The organism is Roseobacter sinensis, assembly GCF_025755255.1.
Classification (GTDB): domain Bacteria; phylum Pseudomonadota; class Alphaproteobacteria; order Rhodobacterales; family Rhodobacteraceae; genus Roseobacter; species Roseobacter sinensis.
In genome coordinates this window covers 415,919-441,015 of sequence record NZ_JALIEB010000002.1, presented here as the reverse complement: position 1 = coordinate 441,015, position 25,097 = coordinate 415,919, and the positions used below count along the sequence as shown (strand labels likewise).

The following is a 25,097-nucleotide window of genomic DNA, read 5'->3' as shown; positions in this document are numbered from 1 at the left end:
CCATGACAACAAGACGCAAGTTTCTCACGACCGCCGCGGCGGGTGCCGCCGCGGCTCCGCTGGCGGCGCCGGCGATCGCGCAAGGCACCATTCAATGGCGCATGCAGACCTATGCGGGCCCGGCGCTGGCCGAGCATGTGATCAAGCCCGCCATCGACAGCTTCAACAAGATCGCGGGCGACCGGATGCAGATCGAGCTGTTCTTTGCGGACCAGCTGGTGCCCACCGGCGAGCTCTTCCGCGCGATGCAAAACGGCACCATCGACGCGGTGCAGTCCGATGACGACTCGATGGCCTCGCCCACGGAAGTCACCGTCTTCGGCGGTTACTTCCCCTTCGCCTCGCGTTACTCGCTCGACGTGCCGGTGCTCTTCAACCAATACGGTCTCAATGAAATCTGGGACGCGGAGTACTCGGCGGTGGGCGTTAAACACCTCAGCGCCGGTGCCTGGGACCCCTGCCATTTCGCCACCAAGGATCCGATCCGCAGCCTCGAAGACCTCAAGGGCAAGCGTGTATTCACCTTCCCGACCGCGGGTCGGTTCCTCACGCAATTCGGCGTGGTCCCGGTGACGCTGCCATGGGAAGACATCGAGGTGGCCGTACAAACCGGCGAGCTCGACGGTATCGCGTGGTCCGGCATCACCGAAGACTACACCGTCGGTTGGGCGGATGTGACCAACTACTTCCTGACCAATAACATCTCCGGCGCCTGGGCAGGCTCGTTCTTTGCCAATATGGAAAGCTACAACGCGCTGCCGGATGACCTGAAAGAGCTGTTGAAGGTCTGCATGGATCAGTCGCATTATTATCGCCAGTGGTGGTACTGGGGCGGCGAGGCCAACCTGCGCGTCAACGGCACCAAGCTGGAGCTGACCTCGATCCCCGATGCGGAATGGCAGCAGGTCGAGGACGCGGCGCTCAAGTTCTGGGACGAGATCGCCGCGGAGAGCGAGACCAAGGCGAAGGTTGTCGAGATCTTCAAGCAATACAATGCCGATATGGTCAAGGCTGGACGGCCCTACCGGTACGGCTAACCCTTCCCGGGGGCGGCGCAGGTCGCCCCGACTTTTTGCAAACGGACACTCCCATGGCTGGCACACTGAGCTTTGAGCAGTTGAAATCGCAGGTGGCGGAGGGCGGGGTCGACACGGTTCTGGTCTGCCTTGTGGACATGCAGGGCCGGCTGATGGGCAAGCGCTTCCACGCGGCAAACTTCGTCGAGCATTCCCATGCCGAGACGCACTGCTGCAACTACCTGCTGGCCACCGATCTGGAGATGGCCACGCCCGATGGCTATGCCAGCACCTCGTGGCAGGCGGGCTATGGCGATTATGTGATGCGCCCGGATCTGAGCACGATCCGACCCATGCCCTGGCTGGAAGGCACGGCGATGGTGCTCTGCGATATCCTCGATCACCACACCCATGCGCCGGTGCCGCATGATCCGCGTGCGGTGTTGAAACGGCAGATCGCTCGACTGGAGGCGATGGGGCTCACCGCCATGATGGCGACGGAATTGGAGTTCTTCCTCTTCGAGAAGTCCTACGATGCCATCCGCGCCTCGGGCTTCCGCGATCTGGCGCCGATCAGCGGCTACAATGAAGACTACCACATCCTGCAGACCACCAAGGAAGAGGGGATCATGCGCCCGCTGCGCAACCACCTCCATGCCGCAGGTGTACCGGTCGAGAACACCAAGGGTGAGGCCGAGACCGGGCAGGAGGAGTTGAACATCCGCTACGCGCCTGCGCTCGATTGCGCCGATCACCACAGCATTGCCAAACATGCCGTCAAGGAGATTGCCTGGCAGCAGGGCCATGCCGCAAGCTTCCTGCCGAAATGGGCGGCGGACAAGGTGGGCAGTTCGTCCCATGTGCACCAGTCGCTCTGGCAGGGCGACACGCCCGCCTTCCATGACGCCGACGACGCCTTGGGCATGTCGCAGCTGATGAAACACTATATGGCCGGGCTGATCGCCTACGCGCCGGATTACACGTTTTTCCTCGCGCCTTACGTGAACAGCTACAAGCGTTTCGCCAAGGGCACCTTTGCGCCCACGAAAACCGTCTGGTCGGTCGATAACCGCACGGCAGGCTTCCGGCTTTGTGGAGACGGGACCAAGGGGGTGCGCGTCGAATGCCGGATCGGCGGGTCCGACATCAACCCTTACCTGGCTCAAGCCGCTATGCTGGCCGCAGGCATCAAGGGGATCGAGGACAAACTGGAGCTCGCCCCACCCACCAAGGGCGACGTCTATGAAGATGCCGCGGCGGCCGATATCCCGCAGACGCTGCGCGCGGCGACCGAGACCTTGCGCAGCTCGGCCATGCTGCGCGCAGCGATGGGGGACGACGTGGTCGATCACTACACCCGCTGCGCCGAATGGGAGCAGGAAGAATTTGACCGCGCCGTGACCGATTGGGAGATCGCGCGCGGCTTTGAAAGGGCCTGAGCCATGACCATCACCTGTGTCTCACCCATCGACGGCTCCGTCTATGTCACGCGTCCGGTTCTGACCGAGTTCGAGGCCGCCGAAGCCGTGGCCAAGGGCAAGGCGGCGCAGGCGGCCTGGGCTGTACGGCCTTTGCAGGAGCGCATCGATCTGGTGTTGAAGGGCGTCGCCAACGTGGGCGCGATGAACGATGAGATCGTGCCCGAGCTCGCATGGCAGATGGGTCGGCCTGTGCGCTATGGCGGCGAGTTCGGCGGGTTCAACGAGCGCAGCCAGTATATGGCCGGCATCGCAGAGGAGGCGCTGGCGCCCATTGAGGTCGAGGACAGCGGCGCGTTCCGGCGCATGATCAAGCGCATGCCCCATGGGCTGGTTCTGGTCGTCGCACCTTGGAACTATCCCTATATGACCGCGATCAACACGGTGGCCCCGGCGCTGATCGCGGGCAATGCGGTCATGCTGAAACACGCGAGCCAGACGCCTCTGGTGGGCGAACGCATGGCGCGGGCGTTCCATGCAGCGGGGGTGCCGGAGGATGTCTTCCAGAACGTTTTTCTCGATCACAAGACCACCTCCGCGCTGATCGCGGACCGCGCCTTTGGGTTCGTCAACTTCACCGGATCGGTGAGCGGCGGGCGCGCGATGGAGGCGGCGGCGTCCGGCACATTCACCGCGCTGGGGCTGGAGTTGGGCGGGAAGGACCCCGGGTACGTTATGGACGACGCGGATGTCGAGGCGGCCGCGGACACGCTGATCGACGGGGCCATGTTCAACTCCGGTCAGTGCTGCTGCGGGATCGAGCGGATCTACGTCGCCGAGCCGCTGTTCCGGACCTTTGTGGATAAGGCGGTCTCGATCGTCGAATCCTACAAGCTCGGCAATCCGCTGGAGGCAGAGACAACCCTCGGCCCCATGGCGCAGGTGCGCTTTGCGGATGAGGTGCGGGCGCAGACGGCAGAGGCTGTAGAAGCGGGCGCCAAGGCGCTGATCGACAAGTCGCTTTTCCCCGAAGACGGGGGCGCATATCTCATGCCGCAGATCCTTGTGGATGTGGATCACACCATGCGCGTCATGCGCGAGGAAAGCTTTGGCCCGGTTGTGGGGATCATGCCGGTGAAGGACGACGCCGAAGCCATCCGGCTGATGAACGACAGCGCTTATGGGCTGACCGCCTCGCTCTGGACGCCGGACACGGGCCGCGCTGAGGCCGTTGGCGACGCGATCGAGACGGGCACCGTGTTTATGAACCGCGCGGACTACCTCGATCCGGGCTTGTGCTGGACCGGCTGCAAGGATACCGGACGGGGCGGGGGGCTGTCGGTGATCGGGTATCACAATCTGACGCGCCCAAAGTCGTACCACCTGAAGAAGGCGTGATCCGATGACACTGACTGCGAATTGGTCCTACCCCACCGCCATCCGCTTTGGCGCGGGCCGCATCTCGGAAATTGCGGAAGCCTGTGCAGTGGCGGGCATCACCAAGCCGCTGTTGGTCACCGACAAGGGGCTGGCCGATTTGCCGATCACCCAGAACACGCTGGAACTGCTGACCTCCGCAGGTCTGGGCCGCGCGATGTTCTCGGATGTGGACCCAAACCCGACCGAGAAGAACGCCGAAGAGGGTTTGCGGATGTTTCGCGAGGGCGGCCACGACGGTGTGGTGGCTTTTGGTGGCGGCTCTGGGCTCGATCTCGGCAAGGTGATCGCTTTCATGGCGGGGCAGACGCGGCCCTTGTGGGATTTCGAGGACATCGGCGACTGGTGGACCCGCGCCGATGCCGATGCCATCGCGCCCATCGTTGCGGTGCCGACCACGGCGGGGACGGGCTCGGAAGTGGGGCGTGCGAGCGTGGTCACCAATTCCGAGACCCATGAGAAGAAGATCATCTTCCACCCCAAGATCCTGCCCTCGGTCGTGATCTGCGATCCGGAGCTGACCGTCGGCATGCCGCCTGCGATCACCGCCGGAACGGGCATGGACGCCTTTGCGCATTGTCTTGAGGCCTATTGCTCGCCGCACTACCACCCGATGTCGCAGGGCATCGCGCTGGAGGGGATGAAGCTGGTCAAGGACAACCTGCTGACCGCCTTTGAGGACGGCACCAACCTCGAAGCGCGGGCGCATATGATGTCGGCGGCGGCCATGGGGGCGACCGCCTTCCAGAAGGGCCTTGGGGCCATCCACGCGCTGTCACACCCGATTGGCGCTGTGCATCACACCCATCACGGCACCACCAACGCCGTCGTCATGCAGCCGGTCTTGATGTTCAACCGTCCGAAGGTGCGCAAGCACCTCGCCCGGGCTGCGAACTACCTCAGCATCTCGGGCGGGTTCGACGGGTTCTACGCCTTTGTGGGTGAGTTGAACGCGAAGTTGAATATTCCTAAGACCCTGACGGACCTCGGTGTGAAAAACCCAAACATCGATCAGCTTGTGGCATCCGCGATGCAGGACCCGAGCGTGGGTGGCAACCCTGTCAAGATGACGGTGAAGAACACAACCGAGCTGCTGGAGGCCTGCTTCTAGCCCTCAGCCATACCAGATCGCCCGGCGGAGCAGGTTGAGCCCCATGAAGACGAAGACGATCAGGATCGCGGTGCGAAAGCCGTCTCCGGTGAGACGGTTGCGGAAGACCTCGCCGAGGCTGAAGCCGATCAGAGTGGGGATCAGCATCGCGGCGGATGCGCCGGCCAGGGGCCCGGTGAGGAATCCCAGCTGGATGTAGGCCAGGCAGAGCGGCAGGCTGCCCACGAAGATCAGGAACCCGCTGGCGCGCACGAATTCATCCTTGTCGACCCGCTTGGTGGCCAGATACATCGCGAGTGGCGCGCCCCAGCCCGCTGTCATGCCGCCAACGACACCGGCGAGAAGCGCAAACCCGACCTGTGCGGCATTGTCATGCCGCTCTGGGAGCGGCGGCACGAGGCCCCGCCACGAGACGGCCACGAAAAAGAGGATCACCAGCCCGAGAATCGCGAGCAATGCGCGGTCGCCGGTGTTCTGGGTGGCAAAAGCCGTGGCCGTCACCCCGCCAAGCAGCACGACGGCGAAGAGCCCGTACCGCCGCACGGTGCGCGCAAGCTGGCCCGCCCGCAAAAGCTGCCAGGCGTTCGAGCCGATCATCGGAAAGAGCACCAGAGCGATGGCGGTCCGTGGATCGAGAAACAGCGTCATCAGCGCAATCGCCGCTGTCGGCATGCCGATGCCGGCCAGCCCCTTGACAGCACCTGCAAAAAGGAAGGCCGCGCCCGCGACGATAAGTGTTGTGCCCTGATCCAAAGGGAGCGGTCCTGCCCTGGTTCTCTGCGCTGCGCGGCTTGGCGAAAAGTCATCCGAAACGGGCGCTCTGTCAATTCCACCCGCGGACTATGTGCGCTGCCAAGCCCCTGCAACAGTCTGTCGCAGCCCGCGGCACTGAGAGAAACAGGCGAGGTCCGTGTCTCGCATTCGGTATGTCCGTTGCGATTTTGGCCACGCGAAGCTGCACGGTTTTTCTGCGGACTGCGGTCCCCGTCCGAGCGTGATGCAGCCTCATGCAAAGGAGAGAAGTCAAATCTAAAATATTGATTTTATTCATATATACTCAGTTGTTGTAGAGGGGGCGACGCGCCGCCTTGCCATCTGGCTCCATAGGCCGCGCCAATCCGTTGCCCGCCAAAGATGCGAAACAGACGGCCACACCCCATGTTCATTCGCGCGCATGAGGGTGCGCGGGCCACCGCCGCCCTGTCCGGCAGGGCCGGCGCGTTTCGTCGCATGGCTCCTGACGTCCCGATGCCAGCCCCTATTTCTGTCGTAGCAAGCGCGCCGTGCTTGCGCCACGCGTATGAGGGTAGACCATTGGACACGTTGATTTTGTCCCGCATCCAATTCGGTGCGAACATCTCGTTTCACATCCTGTTCCCGACGATCACCATCGCCTTGGGCTGGGTGCTGCTTTTCTTCAAGTTGCGGTTCAACGCGACCGGAGAGCAGAAGTGGATGGACGCCTACATGTTCTGGGTGAAGATCTTTGCGCTGTCCTTCGCGATGGGTGTCGTCTCGGGGATCACCATGTCCTTCCAGTTCGGCACAAACTGGCCGGGCTTCATGGAGACGGTTGGGAATGTCGCAGGGCCGCTGCTGGCCTATGAGGTGCTGACGGCCTTCTTCCTCGAAGCGGTCTTCCTGGGGATCATGCTCTTTGGCGCCTCGCGGGTGAAGCCCTGGGTACACACGCTGGCGACCTTCCTCGTCGCCTTCGGAACAACCATGTCGGCCTTCTGGATTCTGGTCCTGAACTCCTGGATGCACACGCCGCAGGGGTATGAGCTGCGGGACGGCATCGTATATGCCACCGACTGGTGGGCCATCGTCTTCAACCCGTCGATGCCTTATCGGCTGGTCCATATGCTGCTGGCCTCAGGCCTCACGGTGGCCTTCCTGGTCGCCGGTATCTCGGCTCTGCGGCTGCTCTGGGGCGACCGGGCGGAGAGCGTGAAGACCACGCTGCGCTTCGGCATCATCACAGGTGCCGCGCTGATCCCGCTGCAAATCCTTGCCGGTGATTTCCACGGGCTCAACACGCTGGAGCATCAGCCGGCCAAGGTCGCCGCCATGGAGGGCAACTGGGAGACCGGCCCGAACGTGCCCCTGCTGCTCTTTGCGGTGCCCGATGAAGAGGCACGGGAGAACAGTTTCGAGATCGGGATCCCAAGCGGTGCGTCCGTCATTCTGAAGCACACGCCTGAGGGTGTAGTGCCCGGTCTGAACGACTTTGTGGCAGAGGATGGCACCGCGCTGCATCCGCCCGTGGCGCCGGTCTTCTACAGTTTCCGGATCATGGTCGGGACCGGCATGGCGATGCTGGTGCTGTCCTGGGGCGGACTCTACCTGCTGCGCCGCTACGGTGCGGGGGCGATGCCGACGCTGCCGCTGGTTGGCTTTGCCGCGATGAGTTTCAGCGGCTGGATCGCGACGCTGGCAGGCTGGTACACCACCGAGATCGGTCGGCAACCCTGGCTGGTGCAGGGCGTCCTGTCGACGAAGGACGCGGTCAGCGACGTGCCAGCGGGCATGGTGCTCGGAACGCTGCTTGGCTATCTGGCGGTCTACGCGGCACTCACGATCGCCTATATCGCCGTGATCACCTATCTGGCGCGCAAGGCATCGCGCGGTGAGCCGCTGTCGTCACGCCGCTATCCGCGCAGCGGCGAGGCCGAAGTCGCCGTGATCCCGGGAGAGTAGCGATGGAGATGTTTGGCGATCCAGCCATCTGGCTGCCTTGGACCTTTGCAGCGCTCATGGGTCTCTCGATCCTGATCTACGTGATCCTCGACGGGTTCGACCTGGGTGTGGGCCTCTTGATGCCTCTGGCGCAGGAGGACGAGAAGGATCGGCTCGTGGCCTCGATCGGTCCGTTCTGGGATGCCAATGAGACCTGGCTGGTGCTGGCCATCGGACTGCTGCTGGTGGCCTTCCCGCCCGCGCATGGCCTTATCCTGACCGCACTCTATCTGCCGGTGTTCCTCATGCTGATCGGGCTGATCCTGCGCGGCGTCTCCTTCGAGTTTCGCGCCAAGGCGCCCGCAGCGCAGAAACCCCGGTGGAATGCCGCCTTCTTCGCAGGCTCGCTGCTGGCCTCCATGAGCCAGGGCTTCATGCTGGGGATGTACATCATGGGCCTGACCTGGACGGTGGCCCATGTGGCCTTCGCGCTGCTGACGGCTGTCTTCCTGACCGTGGGCTATAGCTTCATTGGTGCCGCCTGGCTCATCGCGAAGACGGATGGAGCGCTTCAGGCGCGGGCCGTCGGGTGGGCAAGAGGCGGCATCTGGGGCCTGATCCTGGGGATCGGTGCGATCTCTCTGGCCACGCCCTTTGTGAGCCCGCGAATCTTCGACAAGTGGTTCAGCCTGCCTGAGTTTCTCTACCTGTCACCCATGCCGCTTCTGTCGCTCGGGCTGGTCGCGTACCTCTGGTGGCAGATCCGGCATTTGCCGCATGCGGATGATCGCCGCGCCTGGGGTCCTTTCGTCGCGGCCATGGCGCTTTTTGCGCTGGCCTTTGCGGGGATGGCCTACTCCTTCTACCCCTACGTCGTGCCCGAGCAGATCACGATCTACGAGGCAGCCGCAGCGCCTGAGAGCCTGTTCATCATCCTGATCGGCACGCTTTTCGTGCTGCCGGCGATCCTTGGGTACACGGCGTTGTCCTACTATATCTTCCGCGGCAAGGCGACGGAGCTGCGCTACGACTAAGGCGCACGCCGGGCCGAAAAACTCCCTTTGCCTTTGCGCGCGTCTCCGTGGCATCGTCCCCCGAAAACTCGGGGGCAAGTTCATGCAGACAGAGGTGTTCGGCACGCTCGACGGCCATGCGGTCGAAGCGGTCCGGTTGGCCAATGGCGGACTTGTCGCGGAACTGATCACCTACGGCGCCCGGCTGACCCGGCTTTGGGTGCCCGATGCCTCCGGCGCGATGACCGATGTGGTGCTGGGGTTCGACAGGCTTCAAAGTTACGTCGACGATCACGCGTATCTGGGGGCCACCTGTGGCCAATACGCCAATCGCATCGCGGAGGGGCGCTGTCGGATCGACGGGGAGCCGGTGCAGCTCGACCGCAATGAGGGGGCGCATCACCTGCACGGCGGGTCGGCCGGATTCGACCGCAAGATCTGGCGCATCGCGGCCCTCGACGACCACAGCGTGACCTTCGCCACGACAACCGAGGACGGCGAGATGGGGTTTCCCGGGCGCTCGACTGTCTCGGCTCGCTACAGCCTGATGGATGACGGCGCACTGGACATCGAGATGGAGGCCGAGACCGATCGGCCGACGCTGATGAACATCGTCAACCATGCTTACTTCAACCTCGCCGGCAGCGGGGACGTGCTCGATCATCAGTTGCGGATTGCCGCCCCCTTCTACACCCCGGTCGATGATCACTTGCTGGCCACCGGGGAGATCCGCGCCGTCGCCGGGACACCTTTCGATTTTCTCACAGCCAAGCCGATCGGGCGGGACATCGGCCCGCTTTGCCCAGACCGGGAAGGCGGAGGATATGACCACAACTGGTGCCTTGACGGATCCGAACTTGCGGCGGTGCTGTTCGATCCCCGCTCGGGGCGCCGGATGGAGCTCAGCACCACGCAGCCGGGCCTGCAGGTCTACACGGGCGGGTTCCTCAGCGACAGGATGGTGGGCAAAGGGGGCGTGCCGCTCTGCCGCTTTGCAGGGGTGGCGCTGGAGACGCAGGCCTTCCCCTGTTCCCCGAACCATGCGCATTTCCCGGACGTGATCCTGCGCCGCGGCGAGACCTACCGGCACGCGACCCGGCTGCGCTTCAGCGCCGAGGAAAGTGCCTGACCGCGCCTAGCCGGTGAAGAGGTCCGGCCGAGTCCAATCGGCGAAGACACCGGCGCAACGGTCCTGTGGCAGGTCGCCGTTCAGGTACCCGCCGGTATAGAGCCAGAAGTCGACCCCAGCCGCCTGCGCCGTACGAAAGTCGACGGTGCTGTCCCCGACATAGAGCGTGTCGTCCGGCGCCGCTCCGAGCGTCTGGATGGTGTGCATCAGCGCGGCCGGATCGGGCTTTTTCTGCTGGCCCTCTCGTGCCCCGATGATGACATCGAAATGCGGCGAAAGACCTAACCTGTCGCAGATATGGCGCGCCGGACCCTCCGGCTTGTTGGTGCAGATACCCAGCGCCTTGCCGCGATCCCGCAGCCGCTGAAGCTGCGGCAGGACGCCGTCGTAGACCGTTGTGAGCGCGACGCCATCCGCCTCATAGGCTGTCAGGAAGGCCGCCAGGGTCCGGCGGTGCAAGTCGGCGTCCAACCCGCCGGTCGCGGAAAGGCCACGTTCGATCAGTTTCTCCACGCCGTTTCCGACAAAAGAGGTGACCGTTGCCAGATCGAGCGGGCCGCGCCCCAGCGGAGCGAGTGCCGCGTTCAGCGCGGCATGCAGGTCGGGAGCGCTGTGAATGAGCGTCCCGTCGAGATCGAAGATGAGGGTGGTCTTGCCGGTCATGGCGCCCGCATATCGTGGCGGGCAGCGCATCACCAGCCTGTTCTGTGATCTGAGGCTGGCGACACCCGCCGGATCGATCCTGAGCGGCTCACAACGCCGTGCGAAGCTGGTGCCCCGGCGGAAAGATCAGCCGGACCTTGGTCACCGAGGCGGCGTTGTCCCATGTCAGACGGTCCACCACGAAGAGGGCCGCGCCGACGGCACAGGAGAGAAGTGCAGCTTCCGCCTCATCCGCCGCGGCCGCGGAAAAGGCGATGTCGCCATGGGTGTAGGGCGCGTGGGCCAACAGCCACTCATTGGCGCTGATCTGCAGGAAGGGTTCCCTTTCTGCCGCCGGAACCGTTGCCGTGTTGATCCAGCGCTGCTCCACCGCGTAGGGAAGATCATCAGCGAGGTGCAGGGCGCAGAGGTGCAGCATCTGCCGGGAGGCCGGCGTCCGCATACTTCCGCTCACCTGTGCCGGGGGAACCGCCCAGTCCCGCGCCAGCCGCTGATACCCATAGGTCTGTCCGCGCCCTTCGACCTCATGCCGGATCACCGGAATGTCGAGGGTCGCCTTGGCCACCGGCTGAAGTGCGACCCGCGTGCCCGCCTTGCGCCGCCGGTCGAGCAGCCCGGTCTCGGCCAGGGTTCGGAGCGCACGGTTCACGGTGGCGCGCGCGCAGCCGAATTCGGCGGCGAGGTCGGTCTCGTTCGGGATCAGATCGCCGGGTTTCCACTGGCGTGCATGGATGCGCCGCCGCACCTCGTCCCGCACGCTCTGCCAGTCGCGAAGGGCAGGTTTGGTCATAGCCGGTCTCTCAAGTCGCAGATGGTCCGGCGGTAGGCCGCCACGATGCCTTCACGGTCGTGATGCCGGCCCTCCTGGACCAGATGCCGCCCGGCCGACCAGACGTCGGTGACCAGACGGTCGTCCGCCGCGAAGAGCCAGGTATCGAGCAGCGCATCGCCCGTGCGGCCCGCGAGATGCACCGCGCGCCCGTCGAGCGCGCAGATGTCCGCGACCCGCCCTGCAGACAGCGCGCCGCTGTCGCGCCCGATGGCCTGGGCACCGCCTTGCACCACCACGTCGAAAATCCGCCGCCCCGTCGAGCGGGTGCGCGTTGCAAGCGCCGCGCGGCTGTGGTCGCGCAGCCTCTGGCTGTACTCCAGCGTTCTGATCTCCTCGCTCAGGGCGATGCGGATGTTGCTGTCCGAGCCGATGGCCATGCGCCCGCCCGCAGCAAGCCAGCCCACCGCGTCGAAGATGCCGTCGCCGAGGCTGCTTTCGGTGATCGGGCACAGCCCGGCCACTGCGCCCGAACGCGCGAGGGCCGCCGTTTCCTGCGTCGTCATCTGGGTGCAGTGGATCAGGCACCAGCGGGCGTCGACCGGGATGTTATCCAGCACCCATTGCGCCGGGCGGGCGCCCCACTGCGCTTCGACTTCCGCAACCTCCGCGATCTGTTCGGCCAGATGCATGTGGATCGGGCCGCTGGGGAAGTGCTCCGCATAGCGCTTCAGATCGCCCGGCCCGACGGCGCGCAGCGAATGAGGCGCGACACCCAGCGTGCTGTCTGCGGGGCGCGCGCGCAGAGAGGCCGCTGCGGCGTCGTAGAGTCTCGTGAAGCGGTCGAGGTCATTGCCGAACCGCAGCTGCCCCTCTGAGAGTGCGCGCCCATCACAGCCGCCGAATTCGTAATGCACCGGCAGAAGGCACAGGCCGATCCCGCTGCGGGCACTCGCTGCGACAATCCGGTCGCACATCTCGGCGAGGGTGTCGTAGGGTGCGCCGCCCGGCTGGTGATGAAGATAGTGGAACTCCGCATGGGCGGCATAGCCCGCTTCCAGCATCTCCATCTGCACGAAGGCCGTTATCGCCTCCACATGCTCCGGCGTCAGCTGATTCAGGAAGCGGAACATGAGCTGCCGCCAGCTCCAGAAGCTATCGTGATCGCTCGATCCACGGGCTTCGGTCAGACCGGCCATGGCGCGCTGGAAGGCGTGGGAATGCGCGTTGACCGGGGCAGGCAGGAGAATGCCCCGGCGCAGCCCCTGCGGCAATGCGCCCTCTTCGACCTTGGCAATGCGCCCGTCCGCCCCGATCGCGATATGAACATCCCGCGCCCAGCCTGTCGGGAGCAAGGCCTGTTCCGCCCAGATGTGTTGCATAGGTCACTCGCTTGACAGGGTTATTATGTACATACATAAAATCATTATGCACGTATGAATACAAGCGAGTCGGGGTGATGCTGATCCGGAACGCCAAGGTTGCCACGCTCGCGCGCTCCGACAGCTTTGGCCTGATCGAAGCGGGCGCGATTGCCATCGACGGGTCCGAGATCGTCTGGGTCGGCCCCGAGCACGCGCTGCCCGAGCGGTTTCGCGCGAGCCCGTCTCATGATGCGGGCGGCCGCCTTGTCACGCCTGCGCTGATCGACTGTCACACCCATGTGGTCTTCGGCGGCAACCGCGCGGCCGAGTTCGAACTCAGGCTGCAAGGGGCGAGCTATGCGGAGATCGCGAAGGCCGGCGGAGGCATCGTCTCGACGGTCGCGGCCACACGCGCAGCCAGTGCCGACGAGCTGCTGGAACAGGCCCTGCCGCGGGTGGACGCCTTGATCGCTGACGGGGTGACGCTGCTGGAAGTGAAGTCGGGCTACGGGCTCGATGTCGAGACCGAGCTGAAAATGCTGCGCGTGGCGCGGGCGATCCCTGGGCATCGGCCCATCGACATCCGCACCAGTTTCCTCGGCGCCCATGCGGTGGCGGCCGAGTACACCGGGCGCGCCGAGGCTTATCTTGAGGAACAATGCCTGCCCGCCCTGCGCGCCGCCCATGCCGAGGGGCTGGTCGATGCGGTGGACGGGTTTTGTGAAGGCATTGCGTTTTCACCCGCGCAGATCGCGCAGGTCTTCACTGTGGCGCGCGATCTGGGCCTGCCGGTGAAACTGCATGCCGACCAACTCTCCGATCTGGGCGGGGCGGCGCTGGCGGCCGAGTTCGGCGCGCTTTCGGCGGATCATCTGGAGTACACACAAGAGGCCGGTGCCAAGGCGATGGCGGCAGCGGGGACCGTCGCGGTCCTTTTGCCGGGCGCGTTCTACACCCTGGGCGAAACCCAACGCCCGCCGCTCTCGGCGTTCCGGGCGCGTGGGGTTGATGTGGCGCTGGCCACAGACTGCAACCCCGGCTCCTCGCCGCTGACCTCTCTTCTGCTGGCCATGAACATGGGCTGCACGCTCTTCGGGCTGACGCCGCTCGAGGCGCTTCTGGGCGTGACCGCCCATGCAGCAAAGGCGCTTGGCGCGTCGGATCGCGGGCGCATCGTGCCGGGCCTGAGGGCGGATCTGTGCCTGTGGGACGTAGCGCATCCGGCGGAGCTCGCCTACCGGATCGGGTTCAATCCCTTGCATGCACGGGTGTTCGGAGGTGCCCTGTGAGCCCGCTCCTGACGCCTGGCGCGACACCGCTCGCTGTGCTGCACGAGCTCTGGGCCGAGACGGGGGCGCCAAAGCTCGACCCCGCGGCACATCCGATGATCGCCGCCGCGGCGGAGGTGGTCGCGGAGGCGGCAGCGGGCGAGACCGCGATTTACGGTGTGAACACCGGGTTCGGCAAGCTTGCCAGCGTGAAGATTGCGCCGCAGGACCGCGCCGCACTTCAGCGCAACCTGGTTCTGTCCCACTGCTGCGGCGTAGGTGCGCCCCTCGATATCGCGACGACCCGGCTGATGATGGGGCTCAAGCTGCTTTCGCTGGCGCGGGGCGCGTCGGGCGTGCGGCTCGAAACCGTGCGGCTGATCGAAGAGATGCTGGCGCGCGGGGTGGTTCCGGTGATCCCCTCGCAAGGCTCCGTCGGCGCGTCGGGCGATCTTGCACCGCTGGCGCATATGGCGGCCACGATGATCGGCGAGGGCGAGGCGTGGTACGAGGGCGCGCGGATGCCCTCGGGTGCGGCATTGCAAAAGGCGGGGATGGAGCCCATCTCGCTCGGCCCCAAGGAGGGGCTGGCGCTGATCAACGGCACGCAGTTTTCGACGGCCTGTGCGCTTGTCGGGCTCTGGGCCGCCTGGCGCAATGCGGCCACAAGCGTGGTGACGGCGGCCATGTCGACCGATGCGATCATGGGTTCCACCGCGCCACTGCGCGCCGAGATCCACGGCCTGCGGGGGCATCGAGGCCAGATCGAGGTTGCACAGGCGCAGCGTGATCTGATGGCAGGCTCCGAGATCCGTGAGAGCCACCGCGATGGCGACACCCGCGTGCAGGATCCTTACTGCATCCGCTGCCAGCCTCAGGTGACCGGTGCTGCCATGGACCTGCTGCAGGCTGCCGCGCGGGTGCTGGAGGTCGAGGCCAACGCGGTGACAGACAACCCCCTGGTGTTGGTCGAGACGCGCGAGATCGTCTCGGGCGGCAACTTCCATGCAGAGCCGGTGGGCTTTGCCGCCGATCAGATCGCGGTGGCCCTCTCGGAAATCGGGGCCATTGCGCAGCGCCGCGTCGCACTGATGGTCGACCCCACGCTGTCATTCGATCTGCCGCCCTTCCTGACCCCGGAGCCGGGGCTCAACTCCGGCCTGATGATCGCCGAGGTCACCACCGCCGCGCTGATGAGCGAGAACAAGCATCTCGCCAACCCCTGTACCACCGACAGCACCCCGACCTCCGCGAATCAGGAGGACCACGTGAGCATGGCCGCTCATGCGGCCCGCCGGTTGCAGCGCATGAACGAGAACCTGAACGTGATCCTCGGGGTCGAGGCGATCTGTGCGGCGCAAGGCATCGGGTTCCGCCAGCCATTGTCCACAAGTGTGCCCTTGCAGCGGGTGATCGACGTTCTGCGCGCGCGTGTGCCCGAGGTCACCGAGGACCGCTATCTTGCGCCCAGCATCGAGGCCGCCGCGGCCATGGTGGCCGACGGCACGCTCTGTGACGCGGTTGCCTTACCGCCCTTCGTCCGTGGGGAGGGCGCGTGACCCCCGTCACCGTGATCCGTGGCGCGGGCCCCGTGGTTCTGGGGATCCCGCATGCCGGCACCGAACTTCCGCCTGACGTGACCGCCGATCTGAACGCGACGGGACGCGCGCTGACCGATACGGACTGGCACATAGACCGGCTTTACGAGGGGCTGCTGCCCGAGGCGACCATTGTGCGGGCCAATGCCCATCGCTACGTGATCGACGCCAACCGCGACCCGGAAGGCACAAGCCTCTATCCGGGGCAGAACACCACCACCCTGGTGCCCCTCACGGATTTCGACGGGCGACCGATCTGGACCCGCCCGCCCTCCGAGGCCGCCATCGCAAACCGCCGTGCCGCGGTTCACGCGCCGTACCACACCGCGCTGGCGGAGGCGCTGATGCGGGCCAAGGCGCGGCACGGTGTGGCGATCCTTTTTGACTGTCATTCGATCCGGTCGCGCATTCCGTTCCTCTTTGAAGGCGTGCTGCCGGACTTCAATATCGGCACCAACGAGGGCCGCTCCTGTGCCGCCGAGGTTGCGGAGGCTGTCCACGAGATCTGCAATGCGGCCTCCGTCTATACCACCGTCCGCGACGGCCGGTTCAAGGGCGGCTGGACAACGCGCCACTACGGGCGACCTGCAGACGGCATCCATGCAATTCAGATGGAGCTGGCGCAATCCACCTATCTGGCCACAGAAGCCGCCCCTTGGGTCTTTGATCGGGCGAAGGCCCGCGCGCTGCGACGGCACCTGAGGCAGATGCTGACGGCGCTGGCCGACCTTGCGCCCAAACTTGGAGGGTTCTCATGATAACGACAGGTCACAACATCCGCGACATCTTCCCGCCCACCGGGCCGCAGATCAGCGCCAAGAGCTGGCTGACCGAGGCGCCGATGCGCATGCTGATGAACAACCTGCACCCGGATGTGGCCGAAAACCCGCATGAACTGGTCGTCTATGGCGGCATCGGGCGCGCCGCACGCACTTGGGAGGACTTCGACAGCATCGTGGCCAGTCTCAAGAACCTGGAGGCGGATGAGACCCTGTTGGTGCAATCGGGCAAGCCCGTGGGTGTCTTCCGCACGCACAGCGACGCGCCACGCGTGCTGATCGCCAATTCCAACCTGGTACCGCATTGGGCGACCTGGGAGCATTTCAACGAGCTCGACCGGCGGGGGCTGGCGATGTACGGGCAGATGACCGCCGGATCGTGGATCTACATCGGCACCCAAGGCATCGTGCAAGGCACTTACGAGACCTTCATGGAGGCGGGGCGCCAGCACTACGACGGCAATCTGAAGGGGCGCTGGATCCTGACCGGTGGTCTGGGCGGCATGGGGGGCGCGCAACCGCTCGCGGCGGTGATGGCTGGGGCCTGCTGCCTGGCGGTCGAATGTGACGAGACCCGCGCCGATTTCCGGCTGCGTACCCGCTATGTGGACGAAAAGACCGATGACCTCGACACCGCGCTTGAGATGATTGCGCGTTGGACGGCAGCGGGCGACGCAAAGTCTGTGGCGCTGATCGGCAATGCGGCGGATGTCTTTCCCGAGCTCGTGCGACGGGGCGTGCGCCCTGACATCGTGACCGATCAGACAAGCGCGCACGATCCGATCCACGGCTATCTGCCGCAGGGGTGGAGCGTCGCCGAATGGCGCGCCAGACAGGACAGCGACCCTGCGTCGGTGGAACAGGCCGCGCGCGCCAGCATGCGGGTCCATGTGGCCGCCATGGTCGACTTCTGGAATGCGGGCGTGCCAACGCTGGACTATGGCAACAACATCCGCCAGGTGGCCCTCGAGGAGGGGCTCAAGACCGCCTTTGCCTTTCCGGGGTTCGTGCCTGCCTATATCCGCCCGCTCTTCTGCCGCGGGGTGGGGCCGTTCCGCTGGTGTGCGCTCTCGGGCGACCCCGAGGATATCTACAAGACCGATGCCAAGGTGAAGGAACTGATCGACGATCCGCACCTGCACAACTGGCTCGACATGGCGCGCGAGCGGATCAGTTTTCAGGGGCTGCCAGCCCGCATCTGCTGGGTGGGTCTGGGCCAGCGGCACCGGCTTGGTCTCGCGTTCAACGAGATGGTGCGCTCGGGCGAACTCTCGGCGCCGGTGGTGATCGGGCGCGACCACCTCGACAGCGGTTCGGTCGCCTCACCCAACCGCGAGACCGAGGCGATGCGCGACGGCTCCGACGCGGTCAGCGACTGGCCGCTGCTCAACGCGATGCTGAACGTCGCAAGCGGCGCCACATGGGTGTCGATTCACCACGGCGGCGGGGTTGGCATGGGCTTTTCGCAGCACTCGGGCATGGTGATCTGCTGCGATGGCACCGAAGACGCCGACCGCCGTCTGGCCAATGTGCTCTGGAACGATCCCGCCACCGGGGTGATGCGCCATGCGGATGCCGGCTATGATATTGCGCTGGACTGCGCGCGTGAACAGGGTTTGAACTTGCCGGGGATACTCGGGAGGTAAGCCTATGTTCCTCAGGAACGCCTGGTACGTGGCCGCGTGGGAGCACGAGATCACGCAGAAGTTGCAGCAGATCACGGTGCTGGGCGAGACCATCTGCGTCTTTCGCACCCAGAGCGGCGAGCTTGTCGGGCTCGAGGACGCCTGTCCGCACCGCAAACTGCCGCTCTCCAAGGGGCGGATCAAGGGGGAGACGGTCGAATGCGGCTATCATGGCCTGACCTTCGACGGCGCGGGTCAATGTGTCTGGGCGCCGGGTACGGGGTGCATTCCTTCGGAGGCGCGCGTCCACGCCTATCCGCTGCACGAAAGATACGGGCTGGTCTGGATCTGGATGGGCAATCCCGTGCTGGCCGATCCGGGCGAGATCATCGAGATTGCCGAGTACGACGATCCGGCCTGGGGCATCAACCGCGGTGCCGCGATGGAGCTCGAGTGCAACTATCTGCTGATGTGCGACAACCTGCTCGACCCCACCCATGTGGCCTGGGTGCATGAGAGCAGCTTCGGCCAGAGCGCCGCGAAGGACACACCGTTGCGCGTTACGAAAACCGATGCGGGGGTGATTGTGCACCGCTGGATGCTGGATGTCGAACCTGCGCCGTTCTACAGGAAGGTCATCGGCTTCGAGGGCAACTGCGACCGCCTGCAGCACTACGAGGTGCGGTATCCCTCTCACGCGCTGATCAAGGCCGTCTTTGCCCCGGCAGGCACTGGCGGGCCGGACGGTCCGCTGCACCAGGATGTCTTCCGCATGGACAGCTACAACTTCATGACGCCGGTGACCGAGACCTCAACCCGGTATTACTGGTTCCAGCTGCGCAACATCCGCCCCGATGACGCAGCACTTTCGGAGATGATGAGTGCCGATGTCCAGCAGGCCTTCCAGGAGGACCGCGCCGTGCTCAGCGAGGTGCAGCAGGGCATGGCCAACAGCCGCACTCCTCATATCGACCTGCCCATCGACGCAGGCCCATTGCGGTTCCGGCGACAGTTGCAGGCGATGATCGACGAAGAACAGCAGGCCGGCCGCCAGATAGCGTAGCCGCCGGGCGCTCAGAAGCCGACGGCAGCGCCATCCTTGCGCGGGTCCGATCCCGCCAGATATCCGCGACCGGGCAGGCGGTGGATCAGCTGCGCGCCACCAAAGCCGAAGGCGTTGTCCGGCGCCTCCAGGGCGAGCTCGTGACCCATTGCGCGCAGCGCGTCGAGCGTGGCAGCGGGCAGGGTGGTCTCGCAGGCCACACCGAGGCCCTCGGTCACCCGCCAGCGCGGTGCATCCGCGGCCATCTGCGGATCCTGCCCCCAGAGCTGCGTGCGCAGCACCATCTGCACATGCCCCTGCGCCTGCATGGGGCCGCCCATCACCCCAAAGCTCATACGCGGGCCCTCCGGCCCCATCAGAAAGCCGGGGATGATGGTGTGGAACGGGCGTTTGCGCGGGCCGACGCGGTTGGGGTGGCCTGGGTCGAGCGTAAAACCCGCGCCGCGGTTCTGAAGCGCGATCCCGGTGCCCGGCACCACAACGCCGGAGCCGAAACCGGCGTAGTTCGACTGGATGAACGACACCATCATCCCCGAGGCGTCGGCCGCGGTCAGATAGACGGTGCCGCCATGTCTGGGCGCACCGACCTCGGCCTTCGTCGCCCGCTGCGGGTCGATCTGCCGAGCGCGATGCGCCAGGTACTCATCGTCCAGCAGGTTATGGGGGGTGACGGGCGCCATGTGATCGAGGTCGGCGACATAGCCCTCGGCGTCGCGCAGCGCAAGCTTCATCGCTTCGATCTGCAGATGCAGGGCACGCGGGTCGTCCGGATCCATGTCGCGAAGCTGCGTATGAGACAGGAGGCCCAGCCCCATGAGTGCCGCGATGCCCTGGCCATTGGGCGGGATCTCATGCAGGGTCACATCGTCGAAGGCCTTGCTGATGGTGCCGCACCAGTCCGCCTCATGCTGCGCGAGGTCCTGCGCCGAGAGGGCCGCGCCATGCTCGGCGGCACATGCGGCGATCTGCGCGGCCAGCGCGCCTTCATAGAAGGCTTTGCCCTTCGTTTCGGCAATGAGTTGCAGCGTCCGCGCGTGCGCGGGGCTTGCGAAATACTCACCGGCCTGAGGTGCGCGCCCCTTCGGCATGAAGGTCTCGGCAAAGCCGGGCTGATCCGCAAGCTGGGTCGCCGCGCGCTGCCAGAGCGCCGCGATCACGGGCGAGACCGGAAAACCCTCTTCGGCATAGCGGAGGGCCGGTTCGAACAGCGCCTCGAACGGCAGTCTGCCGAACCGGTCCGACAGCGCGACCCAGGCCGAGACTGCGCCCGGGACCGTGACACTTTCCCAGCCGTGAAACGGCATCTTGTCGAGATGTGAGAAGCGATCCGGTGTCCAGCCCGCGGGCGCGCGACCTGATGCGTTGAGCCCGTGCAGCTCGGCACCATCCCAGAGGATTGCGAAGGCGTCGGAACCGATGCCGTTGCCGGTGGGTTCGACGACCGTCAGGGTGATGGCCGCGGCAAGGGCGGCGTCCACCGCATTGCCGCCCCGCGCCAGCATGCTCAATCCGGCCTGCGCGGCCAAGGGGTGTGACGTGGCGACGATGTTGTCTGCCGCCACCGCCGATCGGCGGGACGGATACGGGTGATGGGCGCGCGGTTGCATGAACACTCCTTCCTCCCGCGACACAAGCAGGGCTTGGCCGCTTGCGGAAGGATGTGGAACACCGGAAGCAGGTCGTCAAGCGCGCGGCGCGCGGTGGCCTTCGGTGTCAGCCGACCTTGAAGCCCCAGAAGCTCGTCTGATCGGCCATGAAGTAGCCGTCAAACCCGCGCAGCCGGCCTTGCAGCTCCACGGTGTCTCCGGCGCCGAGTTGGGCCATCGTCTGGAAGGTCAGCGTCGTCTGCTCGGTGACATGTGGCCCGGTGTTTTCATGCAGCGAGCCCGCGATGATGTCGACCCCGTTGCGCAGCAGGCGCGCGCCCATGCGCGCCTGGTCCGAGGTATTTTCCTTGAATGTCAGCGCTGCGCCAAAGACATAGCTGCCGGCGACGGGGGCGATGAACTGGTTGGTGCCCGCATCGAGCGCGCTCTGATCGTTGAACTCGGCGTCGTTGATCGCGATCGTCGTCCAGACGTCAGCGGCGCTGTAGTTGTCGAAGTTCGTGACCCCCTTGAACCGGGGCAGATTGGGCTGTTCGACCACGCCGGTGGCGGCATCTACAATCAGCCCGTCGCGGAAATCGGTGCCGTTGGCCGAGGTGGCGAGGCGGATATCGTCGCTGCCGAAGAGACCGAAGAGCGCGCGCGTGCCGAAATCCTGCTGGAAGACGAAACCTGCATCATCTGCGGATGTCTCCTTGTTGAGCGTCGAGATCATATCGCCCGTGCCACCATCCGCCTGGTAGAGCGCGGTCCAGACAGCACCGTTGATCTTGGCCGAAAACGGCGCGGTGGGAAGCGACGTCATCCCAAGGCCGAAGGCCGCGATCTCCTGCAACTCGTCGCTATCAAGGTCGATCCATTCCGAGCCGTCGTAGACCACCAGCGCCTCGCGCCCGGTCACATAGGCGCGCCAGCCGGGCTTGGCGTCGAAATACTGCCAGAGGCCGTTTTCGAAGAGGGCGAGCCGCCCGTCCTGTCCGTCCCAGGCCCCTGTGGCGGCGTCGCCAACGATGTGCCGATCCCCCTCTGCCGGCGTGGCGGGAGGCGCGGGCTGATCGTCCGTCAGCACGGCCAGTTGCGTCAGCACGTCGAGAATGCGCAGTGCTTCGTTGTGGGTGACGTGCTTCTGAGCCTGATTTGGCTGGATGAACGGCAAGGACAGGCAGCTTGAGGTATCGGCCATTGGGGTTCCCATGAGAAGATATGTTCGGTGGCCAACCTGAGCGAAACACCTTGCGGCCGGCTTAAGCCACCGTGCGCTGGGGCACGGCGTCACGCGCGGACACCCGGGCGGTCGGTCGCCCGAGCCTCCGTTCTTCTCTTCTGTCTGGCCGTGTTTGGTGGTAATCACGGTCGGGTTGAATGACGCCATGCGGCGTCTCCCAAGACGAGCAGGCTGGCGCTGAGCGCCTGGGCCTGCGGTGAAAGGTGACAGATATGACCAGTTTGCGTTTCGTTTTTCTTTATGGGCTCCTGGCCGTCGCGGCCATGTCCACGCCGACGATGGCCCAGGTGCCGCCCAATTGTACGGTGGAGACCGTGACCGACCCGGAGCGGCAGGTGCTGTCCTGTGAGTTCGGGGTGGTCATCGAGATGGAGGCGGCTGCCCAGATGGGCTTCGCCGAGGCGGAAAGCGGCGCGCAACCCGGCGTCATCGATCTGGAGCGCGGCGCCGTGCTGATCGAAGCCGACAAGGGAGAGGCACGTCCGCAAATCCGAACCCCGCACGCCATCGCTGCGGTGCGTGGCACCACCTATCTGGTGGATGTGACGGCGGACCGGACCTCGGTTTTCGTGGTTGAGGGCGAGGTGTCGGTCTTGCGTACTGGTGCGACCGAAGAAGCAGTCGTTCTTGGCGCGGGCGATGGTGTTGACGTCGATGCATCGGACGAGGCGCTTGAGGGTCGCACATGGCCCGCAGATCGCGCCGCAGCCTTGCTCGCCCGCTTCGGCCGATGATGCAGGGCGCCCGGGCGCCGTTGGTTCTTGGTGCCCTCACATTGATCGCAGCGGGGGTCTGGGCCGCGCTGATCTCGGCGCCGCATCTTTCCGCTCGCGCCAGTGGGTTGGACCGGCTCGAGGCGGCTCTGCTCGATCTCCGGCTCTCGGTCTTCGGGCCGGTCGACCCGGCGACCGAAGTGGCCATCGTCGCCATCGACGATGCAACGCTCGCCGCCAACCAAGGCGCCCCCGGTGCCAACCGGGCGCTGCTGGCCCGCACGATCGATGCCATCGCGGCGGCAGGCGCGACGACGGTTGGGCTCGACGTGGTGCTGGCCGACCCGGGCGATGCCGCGGTCGATGCGCGGCTGGCAGAGGCTCTCTCGCAGATCCCAAGCGTGATTGCCGCCGCCGCCAGCTTTTCGGCAGGTTCCCAAGATGTCGGTGTCGCGCGCCCGGCCTCGATCCTGAGGCCGCAACCGGTCTTCGCTGACGTGGCACAGGCGGCTCTGGTGAACATCTCGACGGATGCGACCGGAACACCCCGCTACGTGCCATCCGTCTTCGCGACGGAAACCGGGATAGAGCTGTCCTTCGCACTTGCGCTTGCATCGCGGCTTCGCGGGGTGGAGCCGCAGATCGCAGCCGATGCGCTCAACCTCGGCGGCGACCTCGTGCCGCTCGATGTCGGCTTGACCATGCCGCTGCGGTTGATCGGCCCGGAGGGGCACATCCCCACCTATTCCGCCAGCGTCATCCTCGATGGTACGCATGCGGCCGATCTGGCCGGCAAGGCTGTCCTGGTGGGGTTCACGGCGACCGCCTTTGGTGACCGATTCCCCGGACCCTATGGTGAGAGCGTGCCGGGCGTTGAAATCATGGCCGGCGCCGTGTCGCAGATGCTCGGCAGCCAGCCGCTGCGCCGCGACCTGCAGACCCGCCGGATCGATACAGCTGCCAGCGTGGTCCTGGCGCTGCTGGCCAGCGGGCTCGTGCTGCTCCTGCCCTTGTCGAGCGGCGTTCCGGCCGCGCTTGCTCTGGTCGCGGCCTGGGGTGCCGCCATCCTCGCCGCCTTCTCGGCCGGCGTCTGGCTCAGCGCCGCGGTGCCTCTTGTCAGTGCAATGGCGCCGGTAGCGGCGGCGGCGGCCCTGCGCTACTACACCGAGAAGCGGCGCGCATCGCGCGGTGCTGCGGCGCTCGAAGCGCTGAAAAAGTTCCAGTCGCCGCTGCTGGCGGAGATGATCGCCGAAGACCCGGATTTCCTCAAACAGCCCACATCGCGGGCGCTCTCGATCCTCTTCATCGATCTGAGCGGGTTCACCCTGCTCTCAGAACGGCTTGGCCCGGCGGGCACGCAGGATCTGCTGAAAAACTTCCACCAGATCACCGCGGCAGGGGTCGAGGGGCAAGGCGGCGTTGTCTTGAACTACATGGGCGATGGGGCGCTTGCCGTCTTCGGTATGACCGACGACGGAGAAGCCAGTGCGGATCAGGCGTTCCGGACGTCCTTCGCCCTGCTCGACGACCTTGCCGCCCTCGGCGAGGGCCGGTTCACGGTTGGGTGCCGGATCGGGCTGCACCACGGCGAGGTCGTCCTGTCGCGCCTCGGCGGGGATCATCACCAGCAGGTTTCTGTTGCTGGAGACAGCGTGAACCTCACCAGCCGGCTGCTGGAGATCGCAAAAGCCGAAGGGGCAGCCATCGCCGCCACCGACAGTGTGCTGCAGCGCGCGCGGCAGTCACCGCTGCGTCCGGCTGACCGCACCAAGACGGTGGAGGTGCGCGGTCGGGACGGCGGGGCCGAGGTTCACTTCTGGATGGGTTGACCCGGCCTCGTCAGCTGTTGATCAGCTCACTCAGCTCTTGCGAAGCGGCGCGCAGATCGTCGATGTGCCGGCTGAGCGTGTCGATGTTGTGACGCTGCAGGGGCGCATGGACCGACAGGGTTGAGACCAGGCGCTTGCGGTCGTCGAGGATCGGCACGGCAATTGCGACCATGTCTTCCATGAACTCCTGATTGTCCATCGAATAGCCGCGCTTGCGGGTGGCCTCGATCTCGGCCTTCAGCGTGCTCTTGTCGGTCATCGTCCCGGGCGCGTGGCTTTCGATCGTCGCGGCCGAGAGGTAGCGGTCGAAATAGGCGGGCCTCAGCGACGACAGATACATCTTGCCGCTGGCCGTGCAGTAGAACGGCACCTGGGTTCCTACGGGCAGTTGTATGCGCAACGGCCAGTGGGTTTCGACCCGGTCGAGGTAGGTCATTCCGTCCCGATCCGGTGTGGCGATGTTGCAGGTCTCGCCGATCTTCTCGGCCACGCTGCGCAGGATCGCAAGCCGGACGGTGCGGATGCGTTGCGACGACGCCGTGTGAACGGATAACTGTCGCAGACGAGGGCCGGGCCCGTAGGACCGGCCGTCGACGTCTCTTTGCAGGAACCCTTCCGCTTCCGCGGTGTTGAACAGCCGGTGCAGCGTTGGCTTCGGCAGATTCAGCGTATCTTTCAACGCCGTGGGCGTGACGGGCACGCCGGCCTTGGCAACTTCCTCAAGCAGGACCAGCAACCGCAAATTGGTTGGGATCTGGCCCTGCCGTTGGTCTGCGAAATCATCCGGCATT

At 65.6% G+C, this 25,097-nt stretch carries 21 protein-coding genes; 14 read left to right on the top strand and 7 right to left on the bottom strand.

What is annotated here, in order from left to right; translation table 11 throughout:
* Positions 1–2 precede the first annotated feature (2 nt).
* Genes MUB52_RS05050 through MUB52_RS05035 form a run of 4 tightly spaced genes read left to right on the top strand, consistent with a single transcriptional unit; the run spans position 3 to position 4,982 of the window.
* Positions 3–1,037 carry a TRAP transporter substrate-binding protein gene (locus MUB52_RS05050; protein ID WP_263843105.1) on the top strand — a complete coding sequence of 345 codons (1,035 nt, stop codon included), beginning with the start codon at positions 3–5 and terminating at the stop codon, positions 1,035–1,037.
* A 53-nt stretch (positions 1,038–1,090) separates the two neighbouring features.
* A complete protein-coding gene (locus MUB52_RS05045; protein WP_263843104.1) occupies positions 1,091–2,455 on the top strand; it encodes a glutamine synthetase family protein in 1,365 nt (454 codons plus the stop codon).
* Between the two features lie 3 nt (positions 2,456–2,458).
* Positions 2,459–3,832, top strand: coding sequence for an aldehyde dehydrogenase family protein (locus MUB52_RS05040; protein WP_263843103.1), 1,374 nt, complete (start codon positions 2,459–2,461; stop codon positions 3,830–3,832).
* Between the two features lie 4 nt (positions 3,833–3,836).
* On the top strand, positions 3,837–4,982 hold the full coding sequence (locus MUB52_RS05035; RefSeq protein WP_263843102.1) for an iron-containing alcohol dehydrogenase: 1,146 nt from the start codon (positions 3,837–3,839) through the stop codon (positions 4,980–4,982).
* 3 nt (positions 4,983–4,985) lie between these two features.
* On the opposite strand, the gene MUB52_RS05030 is transcribed toward MUB52_RS05035, so the two are convergent.
* Positions 4,986–5,735 (bottom strand): sulfite exporter TauE/SafE family protein, encoded by a 750-nt coding sequence (locus MUB52_RS05030; protein ID WP_263843101.1) that lies wholly within the window; start codon positions 5,733–5,735, stop codon positions 4,986–4,988.
* Positions 5,736–6,296: 561 nt separating this feature from the next.
* On the opposite strand from MUB52_RS05030, the gene MUB52_RS05025 reads away from it, so the two are divergent.
* From MUB52_RS05025 to MUB52_RS05015, 3 genes are all read left to right on the top strand, one after another.
* Positions 6,297–7,682, top strand: coding sequence for a cytochrome ubiquinol oxidase subunit I (locus MUB52_RS05025; protein WP_263843100.1), 1,386 nt, complete (start codon positions 6,297–6,299; stop codon positions 7,680–7,682).
* A 2-nt stretch (positions 7,683–7,684) separates the two neighbouring features.
* Entirely contained in the window at positions 7,685–8,695 is a 1,011-nt protein-coding gene (locus MUB52_RS05020) for a cytochrome d ubiquinol oxidase subunit II (protein WP_263843099.1), read from the top strand.
* Between the two features lie 82 nt (positions 8,696–8,777).
* Positions 8,778–9,803 carry an aldose epimerase family protein gene (locus MUB52_RS05015; protein WP_263843098.1) on the top strand — a complete coding sequence of 342 codons (1,026 nt, stop codon included), beginning with the start codon at positions 8,778–8,780 and terminating at the stop codon, positions 9,801–9,803.
* 6 nt (positions 9,804–9,809) lie between these two features.
* On the opposite strand, the gene gph is transcribed toward MUB52_RS05015, so the two are convergent.
* From gph to MUB52_RS05000, 3 genes are all read right to left on the bottom strand, one after another.
* The gene (gene gph, locus MUB52_RS05010) at positions 9,810–10,466 is read right to left on the bottom strand and encodes a phosphoglycolate phosphatase (RefSeq protein ID WP_263843097.1); all 657 of its coding nucleotides are present in this window, start codon (positions 10,464–10,466) and stop codon (positions 9,810–9,812) included.
* Positions 10,467–10,554: 88 nt separating this feature from the next.
* Positions 10,555–11,256, bottom strand: a complete 702-nt coding sequence (locus MUB52_RS05005) for a GntR family transcriptional regulator (protein ID WP_263843096.1) — start codon at positions 11,254–11,256, stop codon at positions 10,555–10,557.
* Complete coding sequence (locus MUB52_RS05000) at positions 11,253–12,617, bottom strand: formimidoylglutamate deiminase (RefSeq protein WP_263843095.1); 1,365 nt, start codon at positions 12,615–12,617, stop codon at positions 11,253–11,255. The genes MUB52_RS05005 and MUB52_RS05000 overlap by 4 nt, the downstream gene beginning before the upstream one ends.
* A 77-nt stretch (positions 12,618–12,694) precedes the next feature.
* Between MUB52_RS05000 and hutI the strand changes: the two genes are divergently transcribed.
* Genes hutI through MUB52_RS04975 form a run of 5 tightly spaced genes read left to right on the top strand, consistent with a single transcriptional unit; the run spans position 12,695 to position 18,932 of the window.
* Positions 12,695–13,888, top strand: coding sequence for an imidazolonepropionase (gene hutI, locus MUB52_RS04995; protein WP_263843094.1), 1,194 nt, complete (start codon positions 12,695–12,697; stop codon positions 13,886–13,888).
* Positions 13,885–15,426 (top strand): histidine ammonia-lyase, encoded by a 1,542-nt coding sequence (gene hutH, locus MUB52_RS04990; RefSeq protein ID WP_263843093.1) that lies wholly within the window; start codon positions 13,885–13,887, stop codon positions 15,424–15,426. The genes hutI and hutH overlap by 4 nt, the downstream gene beginning before the upstream one ends.
* The gene (gene hutG / locus MUB52_RS04985; protein ID WP_263843092.1) at positions 15,423–16,223 is read left to right on the top strand and encodes an N-formylglutamate deformylase; all 801 of its coding nucleotides are present in this window, start codon (positions 15,423–15,425) and stop codon (positions 16,221–16,223) included. Before hutH ends, hutG begins: the two co-directional genes overlap by 4 nt.
* The gene (hutU, locus tag MUB52_RS04980; RefSeq protein WP_263843091.1) at positions 16,220–17,890 is read left to right on the top strand and encodes a urocanate hydratase; all 1,671 of its coding nucleotides are present in this window, start codon (positions 16,220–16,222) and stop codon (positions 17,888–17,890) included. The genes hutG and hutU overlap by 4 nt, the downstream gene beginning before the upstream one ends.
* Positions 17,891–17,894: 4 nt before the next feature.
* A complete protein-coding gene (locus tag MUB52_RS04975) occupies positions 17,895–18,932 on the top strand; it encodes an aromatic ring-hydroxylating dioxygenase subunit alpha (protein WP_263843090.1) in 1,038 nt (345 codons plus the stop codon).
* 11 nt (positions 18,933–18,943) lie between these two features.
* On the opposite strand, the gene MUB52_RS04970 is transcribed toward MUB52_RS04975, so the two are convergent.
* Together MUB52_RS04970 and MUB52_RS04965 are read right to left on the bottom strand one after the other, a co-directional pair.
* On the bottom strand, positions 18,944–20,539 hold the full coding sequence (locus MUB52_RS04970; RefSeq protein WP_263843089.1) for a gamma-glutamyltransferase family protein: 1,596 nt from the start codon (positions 20,537–20,539) through the stop codon (positions 18,944–18,946).
* A 106-nt stretch (positions 20,540–20,645) separates the two neighbouring features.
* Positions 20,646–21,722, bottom strand: coding sequence for a DUF2793 domain-containing protein (locus MUB52_RS04965; RefSeq protein ID WP_263843088.1), 1,077 nt, complete (start codon positions 21,720–21,722; stop codon positions 20,646–20,648).
* 254 nt (positions 21,723–21,976) lie between these two features.
* Here MUB52_RS04965 and MUB52_RS04960 point away from each other — a divergent pair, with 254 nt between their 5' ends.
* Together MUB52_RS04960 and MUB52_RS04955 are read left to right on the top strand one after the other, a co-directional pair.
* Positions 21,977–22,498 carry a FecR family protein gene (locus tag MUB52_RS04960; RefSeq protein ID WP_263843087.1) on the top strand — a complete coding sequence of 174 codons (522 nt, stop codon included), beginning with the start codon at positions 21,977–21,979 and terminating at the stop codon, positions 22,496–22,498.
* Complete coding sequence (locus tag MUB52_RS04955; protein WP_263843086.1) at positions 22,450–24,306, top strand: CHASE2 domain-containing protein; 1,857 nt, start codon at positions 22,450–22,452, stop codon at positions 24,304–24,306. Before MUB52_RS04960 ends, MUB52_RS04955 begins: the two co-directional genes overlap by 49 nt.
* Positions 24,307–24,316: 10 nt before the next feature.
* Here MUB52_RS04955 and MUB52_RS04950 read toward each other — a convergent pair whose 3' ends face one another.
* Complete coding sequence (locus MUB52_RS04950; RefSeq protein WP_263843085.1) at positions 24,317–25,096, bottom strand: IclR family transcriptional regulator; 780 nt, start codon at positions 25,094–25,096, stop codon at positions 24,317–24,319.
* Position 25,097: the final 1 nt, after the last annotated feature.

Excerpts from the sequence above, each read along its gene's own strand:
- MUB52_RS05050 (WP_263843105.1), top strand. The coding sequence starts at position 3 with ATGACAACAAGACGCAAGTTTCTCACGACCGCCGCGGCGGGTGCCGCC.
- MUB52_RS05045 (WP_263843104.1), top strand. The coding sequence starts at position 1,091 with ATGGCTGGCACACTGAGCTTTGAGCAGTTGAAATCGCAGGTGGCGGAG.
- MUB52_RS05040 (WP_263843103.1), top strand. The coding sequence starts at position 2,459 with ATGACCATCACCTGTGTCTCACCCATCGACGGCTCCGTCTATGTCACG.
- MUB52_RS05035 (WP_263843102.1), top strand. The coding sequence starts at position 3,837 with ATGACACTGACTGCGAATTGGTCCTACCCCACCGCCATCCGCTTTGGC.
- MUB52_RS05020 (WP_263843099.1), top strand. The coding sequence starts at position 7,685 with ATGGAGATGTTTGGCGATCCAGCCATCTGGCTGCCTTGGACCTTTGCA.
- MUB52_RS05015 (WP_263843098.1), top strand. The coding sequence starts at position 8,778 with ATGCAGACAGAGGTGTTCGGCACGCTCGACGGCCATGCGGTCGAAGCG.
- gph (WP_263843097.1), bottom strand. The coding sequence starts at position 10,466 with ATGACCGGCAAGACCACCCTCATCTTCGATCTCGACGGGACGCTCATT.
- MUB52_RS05005 (WP_263843096.1), bottom strand. The coding sequence starts at position 11,256 with ATGACCAAACCTGCCCTTCGCGACTGGCAGAGCGTGCGGGACGAGGTG.
- MUB52_RS05000 (WP_263843095.1), bottom strand. The coding sequence starts at position 12,617 with ATGCAACACATCTGGGCGGAACAGGCCTTGCTCCCGACAGGCTGGGCG.
- hutI (WP_263843094.1), top strand. The coding sequence starts at position 12,695 with ATGCTGATCCGGAACGCCAAGGTTGCCACGCTCGCGCGCTCCGACAGC.
- hutU (WP_263843091.1), top strand. The coding sequence starts at position 16,220 with ATGATAACGACAGGTCACAACATCCGCGACATCTTCCCGCCCACCGGG.
- MUB52_RS04975 (WP_263843090.1), top strand. The coding sequence starts at position 17,895 with ATGTTCCTCAGGAACGCCTGGTACGTGGCCGCGTGGGAGCACGAGATC.
- MUB52_RS04970 (WP_263843089.1), bottom strand. The coding sequence starts at position 20,539 with ATGCAACCGCGCGCCCATCACCCGTATCCGTCCCGCCGATCGGCGGTG.
- MUB52_RS04965 (WP_263843088.1), bottom strand. The coding sequence starts at position 21,722 with ATGGCCGATACCTCAAGCTGCCTGTCCTTGCCGTTCATCCAGCCAAAT.
- MUB52_RS04960 (WP_263843087.1), top strand. The coding sequence starts at position 21,977 with ATGACCAGTTTGCGTTTCGTTTTTCTTTATGGGCTCCTGGCCGTCGCG.
- MUB52_RS04955 (WP_263843086.1), top strand. The coding sequence starts at position 22,450 with ATGGCCCGCAGATCGCGCCGCAGCCTTGCTCGCCCGCTTCGGCCGATG.
- MUB52_RS04950 (WP_263843085.1), bottom strand. The coding sequence starts at position 25,096 with ATGCCGGATGATTTCGCAGACCAACGGCAGGGCCAGATCCCAACCAAT.